Origin of the sequence: Patiriisocius sp. Uisw_017 (assembly GCF_047731265.1) — a bacterium.
In the GTDB taxonomy this organism is placed as follows: domain Bacteria; phylum Bacteroidota; class Bacteroidia; order Flavobacteriales; family Flavobacteriaceae; genus Patiriisocius.
Genome location: NZ_CP159835.1, coordinates 1,838,808 through 1,857,969 on the forward strand (window position 1 = coordinate 1,838,808; position 19,162 = coordinate 1,857,969).

The 19,162-nt window shown below is 36.6% G+C and carries 13 protein-coding genes; 12 read left to right on the top strand and 1 reads right to left on the bottom strand.

The features are described 5' to 3' along the window. Positions 1-38 precede the first annotated feature (38 nt). The 8 genes from ABXT67_RS08420 to ABXT67_RS08455 all read left to right on the top strand — a co-directional run bounded on the left by ABXT67_RS08420 (position 39) and on the right by ABXT67_RS08455 (position 10,941). Positions 39-893: a hypothetical protein gene (locus ABXT67_RS08420; protein WP_415376834.1), complete on the top strand. Its 855-nt coding sequence runs from the start codon at positions 39-41 to the stop codon at positions 891-893. 240 nt (positions 894-1,133) lie between these two features. Then, a complete protein-coding gene (topA, locus tag ABXT67_RS08425) occupies positions 1,134-3,638 on the top strand; it encodes a type I DNA topoisomerase (protein WP_415376835.1) in 2,505 nt (834 codons plus the stop codon). Positions 3,639-3,671: 33 nt separating this feature from the next. Further along, the gene (locus ABXT67_RS08430) at positions 3,672-4,829 is read left to right on the top strand and encodes a formimidoylglutamase (protein WP_415376836.1); all 1,158 of its coding nucleotides are present in this window, start codon (positions 3,672-3,674) and stop codon (positions 4,827-4,829) included. A gap of 110 nt (positions 4,830-4,939) precedes the next feature. Further along, a complete protein-coding gene (gene gldK / locus ABXT67_RS08435; protein WP_415376837.1) occupies positions 4,940-6,319 on the top strand; it encodes a gliding motility lipoprotein GldK in 1,380 nt (459 codons plus the stop codon). A gap of 55 nt (positions 6,320-6,374) precedes the next feature. After that, on the top strand, positions 6,375-7,007 hold the full coding sequence (gldL, locus tag ABXT67_RS08440) for a gliding motility protein GldL (RefSeq protein ID WP_415376838.1): 633 nt from the start codon (positions 6,375-6,377) through the stop codon (positions 7,005-7,007). Positions 7,008-7,048: 41 nt separating this feature from the next. Next, positions 7,049-8,629, top strand: a complete 1,581-nt coding sequence (gene gldM / locus ABXT67_RS08445) for a gliding motility protein GldM (protein ID WP_415376839.1) — start codon at positions 7,049-7,051, stop codon at positions 8,627-8,629. 22 nt (positions 8,630-8,651) lie between these two features. Beyond that, a complete protein-coding gene (gene gldN / locus ABXT67_RS08450; RefSeq protein WP_415376840.1) occupies positions 8,652-9,554 on the top strand; it encodes a gliding motility protein GldN in 903 nt (300 codons plus the stop codon). A 310-nt stretch (positions 9,555-9,864) separates the two neighbouring features. Continuing rightward, positions 9,865-10,941: an NAD(P)/FAD-dependent oxidoreductase gene (locus tag ABXT67_RS08455; protein ID WP_415376841.1), complete on the top strand. Its 1,077-nt coding sequence runs from the start codon at positions 9,865-9,867 to the stop codon at positions 10,939-10,941. On the opposite strand, the gene ABXT67_RS08460 is transcribed toward ABXT67_RS08455, so the two are convergent. Further along, positions 10,942-11,313 (bottom strand): DUF983 domain-containing protein, encoded by a 372-nt coding sequence (locus ABXT67_RS08460; RefSeq protein WP_415376843.1) that lies wholly within the window; start codon positions 11,311-11,313, stop codon positions 10,942-10,944. It lies immediately after the preceding gene. 169 nt (positions 11,314-11,482) lie between these two features. Between ABXT67_RS08460 and abc-f the strand changes: the two genes are divergently transcribed. The 4 genes from abc-f (at position 11,483) to ABXT67_RS08480 (ending at position 19,147) form a co-directional block, all read left to right on the top strand. Then, positions 11,483-13,402: a ribosomal protection-like ABC-F family protein gene (gene abc-f / locus ABXT67_RS08465; RefSeq protein ID WP_415376844.1), complete on the top strand. Its 1,920-nt coding sequence runs from the start codon at positions 11,483-11,485 to the stop codon at positions 13,400-13,402. Between the two features lie 79 nt (positions 13,403-13,481). Then, on the top strand, positions 13,482-14,630 hold the full coding sequence (locus tag ABXT67_RS08470) for an efflux RND transporter periplasmic adaptor subunit (RefSeq protein WP_415376845.1): 1,149 nt from the start codon (positions 13,482-13,484) through the stop codon (positions 14,628-14,630). Between the two features lies 1 nt (position 14,631). Then, positions 14,632-17,841 (top strand): efflux RND transporter permease subunit, encoded by a 3,210-nt coding sequence (locus ABXT67_RS08475; protein WP_415376846.1) that lies wholly within the window; start codon positions 14,632-14,634, stop codon positions 17,839-17,841. Beyond that, positions 17,828-19,147 (top strand): TolC family protein, encoded by a 1,320-nt coding sequence (locus ABXT67_RS08480; RefSeq protein ID WP_415376847.1) that lies wholly within the window; start codon positions 17,828-17,830, stop codon positions 19,145-19,147. Before ABXT67_RS08475 ends, ABXT67_RS08480 begins: the two co-directional genes overlap by 14 nt. The last annotated feature ends 15 nt before the right edge of the window (positions 19,148-19,162 follow it).

The window sequence follows — 19,162 nt, forward strand, 5'->3', positions numbered from 1 at the left end:
TGTCAGGTTTGTTTTTTGTTAATTAAAAATCTCGTTAGATGAATCTTGTTTTAAAAATCATGTTATTTTTATCCCAAACAACTTTAAATCAACTATTTATTATGTATCAGCAATTATTACAAAGAATAGAAAGCTCTAAATCCTTTGATTTTGGAAATGTATTAAGTAAAAGTATAAGCCTCTTTAAAAAAGTATGGGTAGAAGGTTTTGTGCATCTATTACTTATTTTTGTTATTTCATTACCAGTAATTATTTTTTTTTATGTTGGGATGTTTATTATAATGGGTGCTAACTATTTTATAGCCGGAGGCGAAAGCGGTTTTGTGGAACAACAAGAATTTGATCCTGTGATGGTACCCTCTCTGATAGGTCTTTTTCTGCTAGTTATTCTTTTGGCAGCAGTATTGCAAGCTTTTAATATTGCGCTTATGGCTCATTTTTATCAGGTATGTAAAAAAGCAGACACCGGAAGTACAGCTGAAACTGGTGGTTATTTTGTGTATTTGAAAAAGAGTAGTTTCAAAAAATTATTAGTGCTTTCTTTCGCTACGGTGGGGGTCGCCTTACTAGCTGCTTTATTATGCTGGTTCCCATTATTTTATGTGACGGTGCCACTAAGTATGTCTGGAGTAATTTTTGCGTTTAATAGTGATCTTTCAGTAAAAGAAAATTTAACTGCTTCTTTTAAGCTAGGTAATAAGTATTGGTTGCCAGTGTTTGGGATGATACTACTAGCTGGGATTATAGGAAATATTGGAATTATAGCATGTGGAATTGGGGTGCTCTTTACGGCGATGTTTGCATATATTCCCGCTTATTATATATATAAAGATACCATTGGTTTTGAAGAAAACTCCGCAGACAGAATGACAACATCAGAAATCGATTTTTAAGGGCAAACTATTGCTCCATAGCTTTTATATTAAAACTCGCTACATTGGAATCAATAATTTCATTAGCAAGTTTTTATCTTAGGAAATGATGCTTTTTAAATAAGAAAAATACCAAACAAATACGACTGCCTTGAAACTAAATTGTTGTTATTAGAATTTGGCTTAAAAAAAATCACATACTTTTGCAATGAAAATAAAAATTCCTTTCTTTCGAAGGATTTTAAAATAGCGATTTATAACATGGCAAAAAATCTTGTGATAGTTGAGTCACCAGCAAAGGCAAAAACCATTGAAAAATTTTTGGGAAAGGACTTTAGTGTACAGTCAAGTTTTGGACACATTGCGGATCTTCCTTCAAAAGAACTAGGCGTAGATGTAGATGGTGATTTTTCACCAACCTATATTGTGTCGAGCGATAAAAAAGCATTGGTTCGAGATTTAAAGAAGGCAGCGAAAAAAGCAGAAATGGTTTGGCTCGCTAGTGATGAGGATCGAGAAGGAGAGGCCATAGCTTGGCACTTGGCGGAAGAACTAGATTTAAAAGAGGAAAACACAAAACGCATCGTTTTTCATGAAATCACTAAAACTGCCATTCTAAAGGCTATTGAGAATCCTAGAAAAATAGACTACAATCTAGTCAATGCACAACAGGCTCGTAGAATTTTAGACAGGCTTGTAGGGTATGAATTATCTCCAGTTTTATGGAGAAAAGTAAAAGGAGGGCTCTCTGCAGGTCGTGTACAAAGCGTTGCAGTGCGATTGATAGTTGAGCGGGAACGTGAAATTGAAGCGTTTAATCCTGTAGCAAGTTATCGCGTAGATGCAGAATTTACAACCATAGAAGGGAATAAATTCAAAGCCAAAATAGGAAAAAACTTTACTACTGAAGCAGCTGCAAAAGCATTCTTAAATCAAAATATTGGAGCCACATATGAGGTCGCAGATTTGCTTAAAAAGCCAGCTAAGAAGTCACCGGCTGCACCTTTTACAACATCAACATTGCAACAAGAAGCTTCGAGAAAGCTCTATTTTTCAGTAGGGAAAACGATGACCATAGCACAACGTTTGTACGAAGCAGGTTTGATAACCTATATGCGTACCGATAGTGTGAATCTCTCCAACGATGCACGTAACGCAGCTGAAGAAGAAATAACAAAATCTTACGGGGCAGAATATAGCAAGCCACGAACCTATAAAGGAAAGTCGAAAGGTGCACAAGAAGCGCATGAGGCCATTAGGCCTACCGAGATGTCTCGACACGGGATTACTGGAGATCACGATCAAGCACGTTTGTATGATTTGATTTGGAAAAGAACCCTCGCTTCACAAATGAGCGATGCACAATTGGAACGTACCAATGTGAAAATTGCGGTGAATGGAACCAAGCCAGTGCAAGAACAGTTCACTGCAAATGGTGAAATGATAAAATTTGATGGGTTTTTAAAAGTATATTTAGAAGGAACCGATTTTGAAGAAGAAGAACAAGATGGAATGTTGCCCAATCTTAAAAAGGGTGATGATTTAGAAAATCAATACATTACGGCAACTCAAAGATTTACAAGACCGCCGTATCGTTTTACAGAAGCGTCGCTAGTGAAGCAATTAGAGGAGTTAGGTATTGGACGTCCCTCTACTTATGCGCCAACAATTTCTACTATTATTAATCGCAACTATGTCGAAAAGGGAAGTATAGATGGAACAGAGCGTGTTTATACACAATTAACACTCGGCAATAACGTAGTAAAAGACAAACAGCTTACAGAAACTATTGGAAGCGACAAAGGGAAATTGGTGCCGACAGATATAGGTATGATTGTAAACGATTTTTTGGTAGCTCATTTTTCTTCTGTTCTTGATTTTAATTTTACAGCAAAAGTAGAGCAGGATTTTGATGATATTGCTGAGGGAAAAGAAGATTGGAAGGTAATGCTGAAGGATTTCTACGGAAAATTTCACCCTACAGTTGAAGATGTTAAAGAAAATGCAGATCGCGAAAGTGGCGAGCGTGTTTTAGGAGAAGACCCAGTGAGTGGTAGAACTGTTTTAGTGAGATTAGGAAAATATGGGCCTATGGCACAAATAGGAGCTCCAGATGATGAAGAAAAGAAATTTGCTAGTTTGCGTCCAGATCAGCAATTGCATTTAGTAACCTTTGAAGAGGTTATGGATTTGTTTAAACTTCCTAAATCTTTGGGTGTTTATGATGCTGAAGAAGTTGAGGTAAACAATGGTAGATTTGGACCGTATGTTCGTTTTGGAAAGAAGTTTATTTCAGTTCCAAAAGGAGTCGATCCTTTAGACGTAGACATGGCGATGGCAAAAGAGCTTATCGAAGAGAAGAAAAAAGCAGATGCGCCTATTTATAATTATGAAGATTTACCCGTTCAAAAAGGTACAGGACGTTTTGGACCGTTTATAAAATGGAACAACATTTTTATCAATGTCAATAAAAAATATGATTTTGATAATCTTTCTGATGCTGATATTATTGAATTGATCGAAACTAAGAAACAAAAAGAGATTGATAAATTAATTCATAATTGGGAAGAAGAAGGCATTCGATTAGAAAAGGCTCGTTGGGGTCGTTTCAATTTAATAAAAGGGAAAACGAAGGTGGAGCTTCCTAAGACAACGAAGGCTGAAAAAATGACGGTTGCCCAAGCCATCGAGATTTTAGATAAAAATGCACCTAAGAAAAAGAAAGCTCCGGCAAAGAAGAAGAAGCCTGCCGCAAAGAAAAAATAATAAATTGTTGCTAATTGATAAACCTACTTTCATTTGATTGAATTTTTAGCTCCCGTATCTAAAATTGTAGTAGCGCACCGTGAGGTGCTGCCTGCAGGTACTTTAGGGAAACAAATTTTGCTGCACGCCAAGCAACATGAGCTTCCAGATTTAAAAGAAGTAAAGTTTGCTATCTTTGGGTGCAAAGAAAATAGACGAGATGTAAATTTTATTGGATCCGAAATAAACTTTGACTCCGTTAGGAAATCTTTGTACAGTTTATATCCAGGAAATTGGAAGCACAAAATTGTTGATTTAGGCGATATAGAAAAAGGAGACACTGTTGAGGATTCTTATTTTGCAATTCAAACGGTAACTTCGGCCTTATTAAAAAAGAAAATCATCCCGCTTATTTTTGGAGCAAGTCAAGATACTCTATACGCCCAATATAGAGCCTATGATTCATTGGGAAACATGGTAAATCTAGTAAACGTCGATCATAGATTTGATCTGGGTGATGCTGATGCGCCAATTTCAAATAAATCTTATGTTGGAAAAATCATCATAGACAAACCTTATAATTTATTTAATTACAGTGTTCTAGGGTATCAAAGTTATTTTAATCCGCCCCAAGAAATAGGCTTAATGGATACTTTGTTTTTTGATGCGATACGGCTGGGTGAGGTTACAAAAGATATAACCGAAGTAGAGCCCATATTGCGTGATGCAGATATTGTCACTATAGATTCAAGAGCCATACAATTTGCGGATACTGGAATAGGTGGAAGTCCTAATGGATTTAATGGAAGAGAAATTTGTGCAATCGCAAGATATGCAGGAATAAGCAATAAAGTAAAATCTTTTTCTGTTTTTGAATTATTAGATTTTAATGCAAATGAGGCAGGGGCTATGCTAATTGCTCAATTGTATTGGTATTTCATAGAAGGAGTCAATTTTAGAGTTTTAGACGATATTTTTAACGATGAAAACAGCTTTACAACGTATAAAGTACCTGTAAATAATGATGTTTTAACATTTAAGAAAAGCAGTAAAACAGGGCGTTGGTGGATAGAATTGCCTTTTATTTCAAATCTTAATAATAAATTAAAAAGGCGTACGTTATTACCTTGCACCTATGGCGAGTATTTGGGTGCAACAAATCAGGAGTTACCTGAAAGGTGGCTAAAAGCCCGAAAAAAGAACGAGATTTAAACAATTAAAAAAGTATAATTAGCTTCAAGAATTTTCAGTTAAATTGTTGTTTTTCTGGAATATTATGGATAGGTTTACGCCCTTAATTCTTGAATTTAACCTAAATACCTATGAAAAAAATAATTGCATTAACTGCGATGTTGGCTTTTTTGTACAGTTGTAACTCTGGAGACAGAGGAGAACTGGTAGGAGCGAAAGGAAAAAACTGGTATCCTGAAAAACCTTTTGGAATGACTTTAATCCCTGGTGGAGCATTCATAATGGGTAAATCTGGAGATGATTTTGTAGCGGTAAATGATGCTCCTACAAAAACAGTTACAGTGCGCTCATTTTATATGGATGAAACAGAAATCACAAATGCTGAATACCGTCAAATGGTGGAGTGGGTTCGTGATTCAACAATCCGTTTGAAACTTGCTATCCTTGCTGATGAAGTAGGCGCGACGCCTGGTGATGGTGAAGCGAGTATTGGAGATTTTGCTTTTGTAGATAACACGGAAGAAGAAAAATCACCATACGACCAATATATGGAAGACAATTACTATGGTATGGGTGATGACTTTTATGCAGGGAGAAAAATAAACAGGAATATCGATCTAATTAGAGACCAACAAGAATATCCAGATGAGTACTATGTAGAGGTAATGGATAGTATGTACATTTCTGCTGAAGAAGCATATAATGGTCAAAGTACCATTGATGTACAAAAATTGAATTTCCAGTACACCTATATGGATATTGGAAAAGCCGCACGTGATAGATCAAAAGACAGAAAAGACTTTATTATTAAAGAAGAGATTAATATCTATCCAGACACAACCGTTTGGATTAGAGATTTTAATTATTCATACAATGAGCCAATGCATAATGACTATTTCTGGCACGAGGCTTATGGAGATTATCCTGTAGTAGGTGTTTCTTGGAAACAAGCCAAAGCTTTTTGTGCTTGGAGGACTTTATATAAAAATGCATATCAGAAAAAGCGAAAACGCAACCATATAAATTCATTTAGAATGCCTGCAGAGGCAGAATGGGAATATGCAGCACGTGGCGGATTACAAGGTGGAGATTTTCCTTGGGGAGGTCCTTATACTAAAAATGACCGTGGTTGTTTCTTGGCGAACTTTAAACCTTTGCGTGGAGATTACGCGGCAGATCAAGCATTGTATACGGTAGAGGCAAAATCTTATGAGCCTAATGACTACAATTTGTATAATATGGCTGGAAACGTAGCAGAGTGGGTAGACAGTTCTTACGATCCGGCTTCTTATGAATATACTTCTACAATGAACCCTAATGTAAACGATGATACAAACTTGCGTAAAGTAGTGCGCGGGGGTTCTTGGAAAGACATTGCGTACTTCTTAGAAGTGAGTTCACGTGATTATGAATATGCTGATTCTGCAAGAAGTTATATAGGATTCAGAACAGTGCAAGATTATATGGGTACAGACGTTGTGCTAAATGAAAACTTCGGTGACGCGAGATAAAACATCGTTAAAACTTAAACTTAAAACTAAACTTAAACTTAAAAACTAACTTATTATGGCACAGTCTAAAACTGGAAAAAAATTAATGAATATGGTATACGGTCTTGGAGCAGCGATCGTAATTATTGGTGCATTATTTAAAATTATGCACTGGCCTTATGGAGACTTGATGTTAATTATTGGTCTTGTAACCGAAGCGTGTGTTTTTGCTGTTTCAGCGTTTGAACCAGTAGATGATGATTTAGATTGGTCTTTAGTATATCCAGAATTAGCTGGAGGTGCTTCAAATTTAAAAGGGAATAAGCAACCAGAAGATGCACAAGGATTATTGTCTAAGAAATTAGACGAAATGCTTAAAGATGCGCGTATTGATAGTGAGTTAATCACCAGCCTTTCTACAAGTATTAGATCTTTTGAAGGTGCTGCTAAAGGAATGGTGCCAACTGCTGAAGCAATGAGTTCTACTAAGAAATATAGCGAGGAAATGGCAATGGCTGCAGCACAAATGGAATCTTTAAATAGCCTTTATAAGGTGCAGGTTGAGTCTACAAGCCGTCAAACGGAAGTGAATGAGCGTGTAGCAGAAAATGCGGAGCAATTAAAATCACAAATGGAGCACTTAACGACAAGCCTTTCTTCTCTTAATGGAGTTTACGGAGGTATGTTATCTGCAATGGGAAAAAACTAAGATTGTTTTTCAACTAAATATTAATTTTAAAATAAATTAAAATGGCTTCAGGAGAACAATCCGCAAGACAAAAGATGATTAACCTAATGTACTTGGTTTTCATCGCGATGTTGGCATTAAATATGTCAAAAGAAGTATTATCCGCTTTTGGATCGATCAATGAAAAACTCGAGCGTTCAAACAACAGTTTTGAATCTAAAAACACATTGGCTTTAGCAGATTTATCAAAAAAAGCATCAGAGAACGAAAAAGCAAAACAGACCGCTGCAATAGCTAAAGAGGCTAGTGACTTGTCGAAAACATATTATGATTTCTTAGAAGAACAAAAGAAATTGCTATTAGCTGAAGTAGAAAATCCTTTTGATTATGAAGCAATGGATCAGTCTAGTTTTTTAGATGAGTTTTATTACAAGGGAGGAAAATTAACTGAGGCTGGGAAGGTATATTTAGCTCAAATGGATACATACCGTAATGGAATGCTTGCATTGACATCGGAAAATAGTCCAGTTTTATCTGCTCAGTTGAAGTCTGATTTTTCAACAGATCCTATTGTAAAAGGAGAAGGTCCAGAGAAAGTGACTAGAGACTATATGAATTATCACTATGTAGGTTTCCCGTCAGTTTCTTCGTTAACTAAAATGACGCAGACTCAAAATGATATAAAGTCAGTTGAAAATGAATATTTGTCTAAACTACTTGCAGGAAATTTAAAAGCGCTTACAAATATTTCTGAGGCAAATTATGAAACTGTTATGACAACCACAAAGGGTGCATATTACACAAGTGATACTTTTGACGGTATTTTAGGTTTAGGGCGTGTTGATGAAACGACAAAGCCTGATAGAGTAGCACTTAAAATTGACGGAAAACCTCTTCGTGACGACCAATGGGAATTTATTGGTGGTAGTGGTAGAGTAGCCCTTAAAATGGGTGCTGGTGGTGTAGGAGAGCATAAAATCACAGGAAATTTAATTTACCTACAAGATGGCGAAGAAATAGTGGTCCCTGTAGAGAAAAGCTTTACAACCATAAGTATGCCTAATTCTGCAACCATTGCTGCAGATAAGATGAATGTAGTGTACCGCGGTGTATCTAATCCAATGACTATTACTTTTGCTGGTATAGAAAGCGAGAAAATTGTCGCCACTGCAGCTGGTTTAAATAGAGTTTCAGGTTCGTCTTATATGATGACCCCTGGCTCTGGTCGCGAGGTAAAGATTAATGTTTCTGCTAAATTGCCTGATGGTAAACCAGTTAATGATAGTGCTACCTTCCGTATTAAAGACATCCCCCGCCCTACGGGAACTATTCGTGGAGAAGATGGTGATGGTGGTTGTGTGCGTATGCAACGTGCTGGACTTGAAAAATCTAGTATAGGGGCAGCACTGCAAGACTTTGATTTTGATCTTAATTTAAATGTAACTGGATTCAGTTTCAAAGTTTCTGGCCAACCTACAATAAAAGTAAGTGGTAAAAAGTTAAGTAGTGAAGCATCTGGAGCTTTGAGAAGAGCTAAGCGCGGTGAGACGGTTCAAATCTTTGATATAAATGCAAACTTAGCTGGAAACAGTGGATATAAACTGAAGAAAATCTCTCCTATTTGTATTGAACTAACAAACTAGTAAAGTTTTTAAAATAAGATAAATGAATTTGAGAAACGTAATTTTAAGTGTATTAACAGTTATTCTAGGAATGGGAAGTGCTTTTGCACAACTCAATATCTTGAATGCAGATACACCAGATGATATAGGTCAAAAAACATTGGAGCAAATTACGTATGATAACGATGAACCGTTACCATATGGTTATATAGACCAACGTGATGTGCTGTGGTCAAAGGCCGTTTGGGAAATTGTTGATCTCGACGAACGTGTAAATTTTTCATTGTACTATCCTATTGACACCAACAATATAGGAAGCGAACGCCGCTCTCTATATGACGTGTTGGTAAAAAATATGCGAAATGGTAACATTGATGAGGTGTATGCGGATTCTTATTTTACTGAAAAAAGATCATTAGATGATATGGATGCTTCTTTAGTGTATAGAGATACCACAGATTATGGAATTGAGCAATTTAATGCAGAAGGTTTTGTGGATGCAGAATTTATTCGTGAGTTTACATTGGACGCTGCAGATATTGAAGAGTGGAGAATCCGTGGACTTTGGTATATAGACAAGCGACAAGGTGAATTAAAATACCGATTGTTAGGTATTTGTCCAGTAGCTGGTGAAGCAAGGTCTAAAGCTTTTGAAGACGACGGTTTTAACAGTAAAGTAGAATTGTTCTGGGTGTATTTCCCAGCAGCAAGAGAGGTATTGCATAATGCAAAGGCTTTCAACCGAAAGAATACTTCAATGCCAATAACATTTGATCATTTATTAAACTCAAGACGATTTAACGGGGTTATCTATAAAGAAGATAATGTTCAAGGCGATAGAGCTGTAAATGAATATATCAATGACAATGCACTTATGCAATTATTAGAATCTGATAGGATAAAAGATCAAATTCGGAATATTGAAATAGATCTTTGGAATTACTAATTCTAATCTATTAAATAAAAAAGTTCGCTAGCAATAGCGAACTTTTTTTATGGATACTATTTTGGTTTTCAGCGTTTATTTATTAGATTTTTGGAGTTTAATACTTCGATGTTCTGCCTCGTTTTGTTCTGTTTGAATTTTTATTCCTCCCGTGCGCTTTTCTCCTAACTAGTTTGGTTTTGTATTTTTATTTGCTTGTTTACAGCTCATGGCCATGCTTGCCTGGTTTGGTTTAATTTTTTGCGATTTGTAATTATTTTTTGTGATTTTAATACCTCTTGGGCTTGTCATCTCGTAGTATCTTTGTGCTATGACTAAACAAGTGGATTATATTATTGTTGGTTTAGGTATTGGGGGTATTTGTATGGCGCAAACGCTCCTAGACAACAACAAGTCGGTTATGGTTATTAATAATAGGGAGGCGGGTGCTACAAGTTCATCTGGGGGTGTTTTGAACCCAACAGTGCTTAAAAGGTTTACTGCCGCTTGGAATGCTTCTCAATTTTTTGGAGTCGCTACTAGTTTTTATAAAAATTTACAAGAGAAGCTTAAGGAGGATGTTATAAGGGATATTTCAATATTTCGGATTTTTAAATCTACAGAGGAACAAAATGATTGGATGGTCGCAAGTACTAAATTACAGCTTGAAAAATTCTTATCAAACCAGATTACGCTAAATACAAATCCAAGTATAAAAGCATCTTTTGGTCTAGGAGAAGTACTAACGGGTTCTATATTAGACCCTAAAGAGCTCGTTATTTGGTATGGGCAGTATTTAAGAAAAGAGGATTCAATTCTTGATGGAGCATTTGAGCACGATCAACTTATTCTTAGTAATGATCACTGTCAATACAAACATATTTCAGCCAAGAGAATCATTTTTTGCGAAGGAGCGAAAGTAGAAAACAATCCATTTTTTAAAATTTCTATTTCTCCCAATAATGATAAAGTATTTGTTGGAAATAAAGGCGAGTACGTCATCATCAAAGCACCACAACTAAAATGTGAGCATATCTTAAAAGGATCTGCGATGTTGATACCATTAGGGAATGATTGCTACAAAGTGGGTGCTACTTATGGGCGGGACGATTTTTCTGATACCGTAACAAAGGAGGCTACACTTAAAATTGTGGAACAAATAAAATCGATGATATCTTGCCCTTTTGAAGTTGTTGGACAAGTTACGGGAGTCAGACCCACTGTAAAAGACAGAAAGCCCTTGGTTGGGGTTTCAAAAGAGCATTCACAAATAGCATTTTTAAATGGGCTTGGTACGCGGGGTTTAAGCATGGCGCCATTACTTGCCCAGCAACTATGTCAACATTTAGAAAATGGTATTGCTTTGCCTTCTGAAATAAACATTCAGAGATTCTGGAACCAAACCTAATTATACTTTTTTCTTATCGTAATTAAAAAAGAAATTGATCCAGATATTTCTGGAGAGGCGTACTATTATCGGCAGCAAAATAACCAAAGCAATAGCGATTGCCACAAAAGAAGCAACCGGTCCGAGACCAATTATACCATAGCAAATGGTAAATACAGCAGTTGCAAAAGCAATCCCTACCGCATAGCTAACGTACATAGCGCCAAAGAAAAATGAAGGTTCTATTTTAAATTTTGTATTGCAATGGCAGCAGCGTTCGTGCATTTCAAACAACTCATTGACCTTATAAGGATTCTTAGTTTTATACATAGAAGTCTCTTGGCATACTGGACAAGCTCCAGTAAAAATGCTATATAGTTTTGTTCCTTTCATAAGTTCTTTCCGAAAGAGCGGAGATCATTTTAGTGAATATTTCTTTTCAAATCGAAAAGCGAACTAATACGCGTAGATTGAATCAAAGGTATTTTTTTTCCGTGGTAAAATTAAGCATCTTTGCGAACTTTATTGGGGTATAATTTCCTGATTGCTATAAATAAAAACTATGCTTAATATACATAACCTTTCGGTTTCATTCCAAGGAGAGTATCTATTTGAAAAAATCACCTTTCAATTGGGTGCAGGAACACGTGTTGGACTTGTTGGTAAAAATGGGGCAGGTAAATCTACACTCCTCAAAATAATCTCTGGAGAGCAGGAATATGATGAAGGCGCTATTGCCATGGATAAGGAAGTTACCATTGGTTTTCTTAAGCAAGACATAGATTTTAAAAAAGGCCGTACTGTTTTAGAAGAATCATATGAAGCTTTTACTGAGATTAAAAAATTAGAGAAGCAACTCGAAGAAATTAATACCCAGCTTACTACCAGAACAGACTATGAAAGCGAAGGGTACAATCAAATAATGATTGATTTAAACGAGGTGCAAGAACAATACGAAATTCACGGAGGCTATAATTATCAAGGGGAAACCGAACGAATTCTACAAGGTTTGGGGTTTCAAAGAGAAGATTTTAATAAAGTAACCGAAACATTTTCTGGAGGTTGGAGAATGCGTATCGAACTGGCTAAATTACTCCTTCAAAACAACGACATCTTGCTATTGGATGAGCCAACAAACCACTTGGATATTGAATCTATTCTTTGGTTGGAAGAGTTTTTAAAAGCATACATAGGGGCAGTTGTTTTAGTCTCTCACGATAAAATGTTCTTAGATAATGTTACCAATCGTACCATAGAAATATCCCTGGGAAAAATTTACGACTACCCAAAACCATATTCTAAATATTTAGTATTGCGTCAGGAATTAAGAGAGCAACAATTAGCATCTCAAAAAAACCAGCAAAAACAGATAGAACATACGGAGAAGTTGATCTCTAAGTTTAAGGCGAAGGCCAGTAAGGCAACCATGGCACAATCGCTCATTAAAAAACTGGACCGCATAGATCGTATCGAAGTAGACGAAGACGATAATAGTGTGATGAGTTTGCGATTTCCAATATCTCAAATACCAGGAAAAGTTGTTATTACTGCTGAGAACGCATCAAAAAACTATGGAGAAAAGGAAGTATTAAAGAATGTAGATTTATTAATAGAACGCGATAGTAAAACGGCTTTTGTTGGTCAAAATGGACAAGGTAAATCGACTCTTGCAAAAATGATTGTGGGAGATGTAGATTACAACGGAAAAATAGATTTAGGACACAATGTTCAAATAGGATATTTTGCCCAGAATCAAGCAGAATATCTCGACGGAAGCAAAACCGTAGAAGAAACAATGATTGATGCTGCAGACGAAAGGACAAGGCCATTAGTTCGCAACATATTGGGTTCTTTTCTCTTTAGAGGAGATGAGGCAGACAAATATGTGCGTGTACTTTCAGGAGGAGAGCGCAATAGATTGGCATTGGCCAAATTATTGTTGCAGCCTTTTAATGTCTTGATTATGGATGAGCCTACCAATCACCTAGATATAAAATCTAAAAACGTACTTAAAGATGCGCTTAGGAATTTTGAGGGAACCTTAATTTTGGTTTCACACGACAGAGATTTTTTACAAGGACTCACGAATAAAGTATATGAATTTAAAGATCATAACATTCGAGAGTATTTGGGTGATATCGAATACTTTTTAGAGAAACGAAACCTTGAGAATTTGCGAGAGGCGGAAAAGAAAACAGTAGTTGCTAAAGAAGCTAAAATTTTGCCAGTAGGAGGTAAACAATCCTATGAAGACCAGAAAAAACAAAAATCCTTGAACAATAGGTTAAGTAAAATCGAAGCTAATATCAATAAACTGGAACGTGAAATTAAAGTAATTGATGTTGACTTAGCGATTAGTTATGAAGAAACTATTGCTGCCCCAAATTTTTTTGAAAACTACCAGGCAAAGAAAGATAAAGTTTCAAAATTGATGAAAGATTGGGAAGAGGTTACCATGCAACTCGAAACTTTAGTTCCCTAAGACTTATATTTAGGAAATCTTTAACGCGACACATAGGTTGACATCTGTACTTTTGGGCATTCACCATTATACATTTTGGATGCGTCAAATTATCCTTGTAGGGATTGGAATATTGCTTGTTGTGGGTGCTTTTTTTGGAGCGAAAATGATTATCGCTAACAAAAACAGACCAAAACCTAAAGTTGAAAAAGTAGTAAAATCGGTTTTTGTTGAAACGGTTACCAATGCCACAGTTCCTATCGTTATTCCTGCGAATGGAACGCTTACTGCAAAAAATCGATTGGAAATATTTGCTGAAACACAAGGAGTCTTCCGCAGCAGTGCTCACGACTTTAAAGCGGGTCAAGAATACCGCAAGGGTCAAATACTTTTAAGTTTAGATTCGGCGGAATATTATGCCTCTGTTCAAGCGGCTAAAAGTGAATTCAAAAACTTGATTGCTTCCTTAATGCCCGATTTGAGATTGGATTATCCCGAATCATTTCCTGCTTGGGAACGTTATTTAAAATCAATTAACGTTGATAAACTATTACCAGAATCACCTCAAATCACCTCAGAAAATGTAGAGTACTTTATTACCGGTCGTGGTGTTCAAACCTCGTATTTCAATATTAAGAATTTAGAGCAACGCTTGGGTAAATTTAGAATTACTGCACCCTTCAATGGTATTTTAACAGAAGCATTGGTGACAAAAGGAACATTAATTAGAACGGGTCAGAAACTAGGTGAATTTATAGATCCTACTGTGTATGAAGTAGCACTAGCAGTAGAAAAGGAGTTTAGTGATTTGCTAAAAGAAGGAGAAGAAGTAACGTTCGCTTCAATTGATTCAGCTAAAGAGTATACGGGTAAAGTATCTCGTATAAATGCTCGTATTGATCAAGCAACGCAAACCGTCAAAGTATTTGCTGCGGTTAAAGGCGAAGGACTTAAAGAAGGCATGTACTTAGAAGCACAATTAGAAGCTCGTGATGAAGTTGATGCAATTAAAATTCTTCGAAAATTACTAATTGACGAATCACAAATTTTTGTAGTAAAAGACACTGTTTTAGATCTTATAAATGTGACTCCTGTTTATTTCTCATCCAAAGAAGTAGTCCTAAAAGGGGTGCCAAATGGAACCAAAATACTTTCTAAAAGTATTCCGGGGGCTTATGCAGGAATGTTAGTAAAAGTAATCGAAGAAAAGGTGGAAACCGCTACGCAAACTAAACAAGCGCCAGAGTAATATGCGTAAACTCATAGAATATTTTATAAGGTATCATGTAGCGGTAAATGTTATTGTGTTGGCATTTTTTGTTTTTGGTATTGCGGGAGCGCTAAGTTTAAAATCTTCATATTTCCCCCTAATTGATTCTAAGAATATTTCAATTAACGTTACCTATCCTGGTGCTTCACCTCAAGAAGTTGAAGAAGGAATCGTACTAAAAATTGAAGATAATTTAAAGGGAATAGATGGTGTTCAACGAGTTACGTCAACCTCTGGAGAAAACAGTGGGAGCATCAATGTAGAAATTGAAAAAGGGAAAGACATTGACTTTATGTTGCTCGAAGTCAAGAATGCGGTAGATCGTGTCCCTTCATTTCCTGTAGGAATGGAACCACTAGTAGTTTCTAAACAAGAGTCCATTAGACAAACGATAAGTTTCTCGATTAGTGGGGAAGACATTTCGTTGGCTACCTTAAAGCAAATAGGGAGAAGTGTAGAAAATGATTTGCGAGGTCTAGACGGGATTTCACAAATTCAAATACAAGGATATCCCGAAGAAGAAATTGAAGTTGCAGTACAGGAAAATGATTTGTTAGCGTATAATATTAGTTTCGCAGAAGTCTCTCAAGCAATAAACGGTGCGAATATATTAGTAACCGGAGGTACCATTAAAACCGACTCAGAGGAGTATTTAATTCGTGCTAACAACAGGTCTTATTATGGGGATGAGTTGGGAAATACAATAGTGAGAGCAGATGCAAGTGGACGCACCGTTAGGTTAAATGATGTAGCAATAATTAGAGATCGTTTTGCTGAAACGCCAAATGCAACCTATTTTGATGGTGAGCTTGCTGTAATTATTACTGTCACAAGTACCAATAGCGAGGATCTTATTTCTTCTGCTGAAAAGGTGAAAGAATATATTGCCGAATACAATCAAAAATATACCAATGTACAATTAAGTGTGGTGCGCGATTTATCGACAACACTTACACAACGTACTGCATTATTAGCCGAAAATGGGATCATCGGGATGTTACTCGTGCTGCTTTTTCTTTCCGTATTTCTTAATACGCGCTTGGCATTTTGGGTCGCCTTTGGTTTGCCAATAGCATTTTTAGGAATGTTTGCTATAGCTGGATTTTTTAATGTTACAATCAATGTGCTTTCGCTGTTTGGGATGATTATCGTAATTGGTATTCTGGTGGATGACGGGATTGTAATTGCTGAAAATATTTATCAGCATTATGAAAAAGGCAAGACACCTATCCAAGCTGCAGTTGATGGTACGATGGAAGTTCTTCCTCCCATACTGTCTGCCATTGTAACTACTATTTTAGCCTTCGGTATTTTCTTGTTTCTCGATGGGAGAATTGGAGAGTACTTTGCAGAGGTTTCGGTTATTGTGATCTTGACTTTGACAGTTTCTTTGGTGGAAGCATTAATTATTTTGCCTGCCCATTTAGCGCATTCAAAAGCACTTAGAAAACAAAACAATACCCCAAAAAGAGGTTTTGCAAAAGTCTTTGCAAAACTCAGAATTATCAATGACTACGGCGATCGTATGATGGCCTGGTTGCGAGATAAAATGTACGGCCCTTTTTTGCGATTTACACTTCAGAATAAGGTCTTTGTCTTTCTAATTTTTGTTGCGATTATGATCATTAGTACAGGTAGTATTGGCGGCGGAATTATTCGAACGGCATTCTTCCCAAGAATCGCAAGCGATCGAGTTGATATCTCACTAGAGATGCCCCGAGGAACTAACGCAGGAATTACCGATAGTATTATTTCAGTAATCGAAGAAAAGGCACTTGAAGCCAATATAGAATTGTCCAAAGAATACCTTGGAGGACAAGACAAAATGCTCTTTGAAAATATCATCAAAAATATTGGGACAGGAAGTTCTTCTGCTTCGCTAACCATTAACTTATTGCCAGGAGAAGAGCGCCCAGATGCTGTTAGTAGTGCTGTTGTAACAAAACTCATTCGAGAAAAAATGGGGCCTGTTATTGGGGCTGAAAGTGTGGTTTACGGTGGTGGTGGAAATTTTGGAGGAAGCCCTGTATCGGTTTCCCTATTGGGTAATAATATAACCGAGTTGAAAGCGGCAAAAAAAGAGTTAAAGACTTTCATGGAAAATGATGCAAGGCTCAAAGACATAACCGATAATGATCCCGCAGGTATTAAAGAAATTAAACTAGAATTAAAAGAGAAGGCTTATTTATTGGGTCTTAATCTTCGTGATGTTATGACACAGGTGCGTTCAGGGTTCTTTGGAACACAAGTACAACGATTGCAAAGAGGGCAGGATGAAATTAAAGTCTGGGTGCGCTATGATAGAGAGAACCGTTCGTCAATTAATGATTTAGATGCGATGCGTATTTCTGCACCCAATGGTTCTAAGATTCCGTTGAGTGAAGTTGCAACCTATTCTATTGCCAGAGGAGAAGTAGCTATCAATCACCTAGAAGGACGAAGAGAGATTCAAATTTCTGCTGATTTGCAAAATCCAAATGAGGTGAGCGGTACCGATATTTTAGAGGAATTACGATCAGACATTATGCCTAATATTTTATCAAAATATCCCACGGTATCTCCATCTTACGAAGGACAAAATAGGGAAGCAGGTAAACTAACAGCATCTTTAGGGCCTGTAGGGTTTACCGTTTTGGGGCTTATATATATGGTTATAGCATTTACTTTTAGAAGTTACAGCCAACCGCTTTTATTGTTGCTTTTGGTCCCGTTTAGTTTGCCAGCCGTTGCTTGGGGACATTGGATTCATAATTTTCCAATAAACATTCTTTCTATGTTGGGTGTTATTGCACTCATTGGGATTATGGTAAATGATGGATTGGTATTTATTGGTAAATTCAATCAAAATTTAAGAGAAGGGATGAAGTTTGACGATGCTGTTTTTGAAGCCGGCCGCTCGCGTTTTAGAGCTATCTTTTTAACATCAATTACGACCATTGCTGGATTAGCTCCTTTGATTTTTGAAGAAAGTAGACAAGCACAATTTTTAAAACCAATGGCAATTTCTATTGCTTACGGAATTGGTTTTGCAACCATCTTAACCTTGGTGCTATTGCCTATATTTTTATCCTTTGGTAATAGAACTAAGAAAACAGTAAAATGGTTATACACAGGGAGCTCAGTGACTAACGAGGAGGTAGAACGCGCTATTAAAGAACAGAAAGAAGAAGAGCACCATGAGAAACTTTAAAGCTTCAATACTAGCAATATTTGTATTTGGAAGCTTGGCAGCGCAAGAATTAAATGTGTTGACCAAAGAAGCTGCCATTGCGGAAACATTACAAAATAACTTCGGGATTACAATTGCTGAAAACAACTTAGAAATTGCAGATAACAACCGCGATTTGCTGAATTCTGGATATTTGCCATCGCTTACAGGAAATGCTGCCGCTAATTATGACTTGCAGGATCAAGAGGCGACTTTTCAAAGCGGTGAAACCAATGTAGTAGATGGTGCTGAAACAACCCGTTTCAATGCATCCTTGAACTTAGCCTACACGCTTTTTGATGGCTTGGGCAGGTATTATGACTATAAAAGCCTGAAAGAGCAGTATAATTTATCTGAACTGCAAGCACGACAAACTATTGAAACCACCGTACTTCAATTATTTACGGTGTATTATGAAGTTGCTAGGCTCACAGAAAATGTAACGGTTTTAGAAGAAACATTTGCCACTACAAAAAAACGACTCAAACGTGCCGAATATGCCTTTGAATATGGACAAAATAATAAGCTAGATATCTTAAATGCAGAAGTCGATATTGTTACTGACAGCATTAATTTAATGAATTCACGCCAGCAATTAAACAATACGAAAAGAGATTTAAATGTTATTTCAAATACTGAACTGTCACGAAATTTTTCCGCTGACACCACGGTTGTTTTTTTACCAGAGTTCATCTTAAAAACCTATATGGACGATGCTGAAAAAAATAACGTGCGCCTGCTGCAAGCTGATAAAAATCAAACGATAAGTGAATACAATTATAAGGCTAGTAAGTCGGTTTACTTGCCTTCGGTTGGTTTAACCGGGAGTTATGGTTGGAACGAGGGTCTTTTTCCAGCGACTAATTTCTTAGCATCAAATACTTCATTGGGTTTTTCAGCAGGAGTTAATTTATCGTGGAGTTTGTTTGATGGTGGTAGTGGTATTACTTCGGTTAAAAATGCAAAGATTGCAATTACAAACCAACAAGTATCTCGGCAGCAATTTAAGAAAGAAGTGCAACGTGATATTTTCAACGCAAATGACGATTATTTAAATCGTGTACAAATTTTTGAACTATTAGAACAAAATGTAGTCACCGCAGTCAATAATTTTGATCGCAGTAATGAACAGTATAAGTTAGGTCAAATATCTTCGGTTGAATTAAGGCAGGCGCAGGTAAATTTACTCAATGCTGAGACCAATAAAAATCTAGCCAAGTATCAAGCAAAGCTAGCCGAGTTGCAAGTGCTTCAACTGGCAGGGCAATTATTAAATGTGGATTTTTAAACCCGCGTTTAAACG

Bases quoted from the DNA above. Each gene is read 5' to 3' on its own strand.
- abc-f (WP_415376844.1), top strand. From the start codon at position 11,483: ATGCTTAATATACATAACCTTTCGGTTTCATTCCAAGGAGAGTATCTA.
- topA (WP_415376835.1), top strand. From the start codon at position 1,134: ATGGCAAAAAATCTTGTGATAGTTGAGTCACCAGCAAAGGCAAAAACC.
- gldL (WP_415376838.1), top strand. From the start codon at position 6,375: ATGGCACAGTCTAAAACTGGAAAAAAATTAATGAATATGGTATACGGT.
- gldN (WP_415376840.1), top strand. From the start codon at position 8,652: ATGAATTTGAGAAACGTAATTTTAAGTGTATTAACAGTTATTCTAGGA.
- gldM (WP_415376839.1), top strand. From the start codon at position 7,049: ATGGCTTCAGGAGAACAATCCGCAAGACAAAAGATGATTAACCTAATG.
- ABXT67_RS08480 (WP_415376847.1), top strand. From the start codon at position 17,828: ATGAGAAACTTTAAAGCTTCAATACTAGCAATATTTGTATTTGGAAGC.
- ABXT67_RS08455 (WP_415376841.1), top strand. From the start codon at position 9,865: ATGACTAAACAAGTGGATTATATTATTGTTGGTTTAGGTATTGGGGGT.
- ABXT67_RS08475 (WP_415376846.1), top strand. From the start codon at position 14,632: ATGCGTAAACTCATAGAATATTTTATAAGGTATCATGTAGCGGTAAAT.
- gldK (WP_415376837.1), top strand. From the start codon at position 4,940: ATGAAAAAAATAATTGCATTAACTGCGATGTTGGCTTTTTTGTACAGT.
- ABXT67_RS08470 (WP_415376845.1), top strand. From the start codon at position 13,482: ATGCGTCAAATTATCCTTGTAGGGATTGGAATATTGCTTGTTGTGGGT.
- ABXT67_RS08460 (WP_415376843.1), bottom strand. From the start codon at position 11,313: ATGAAAGGAACAAAACTATATAGCATTTTTACTGGAGCTTGTCCAGTA.
- ABXT67_RS08420 (WP_415376834.1), top strand. From the start codon at position 39: ATGAATCTTGTTTTAAAAATCATGTTATTTTTATCCCAAACAACTTTA.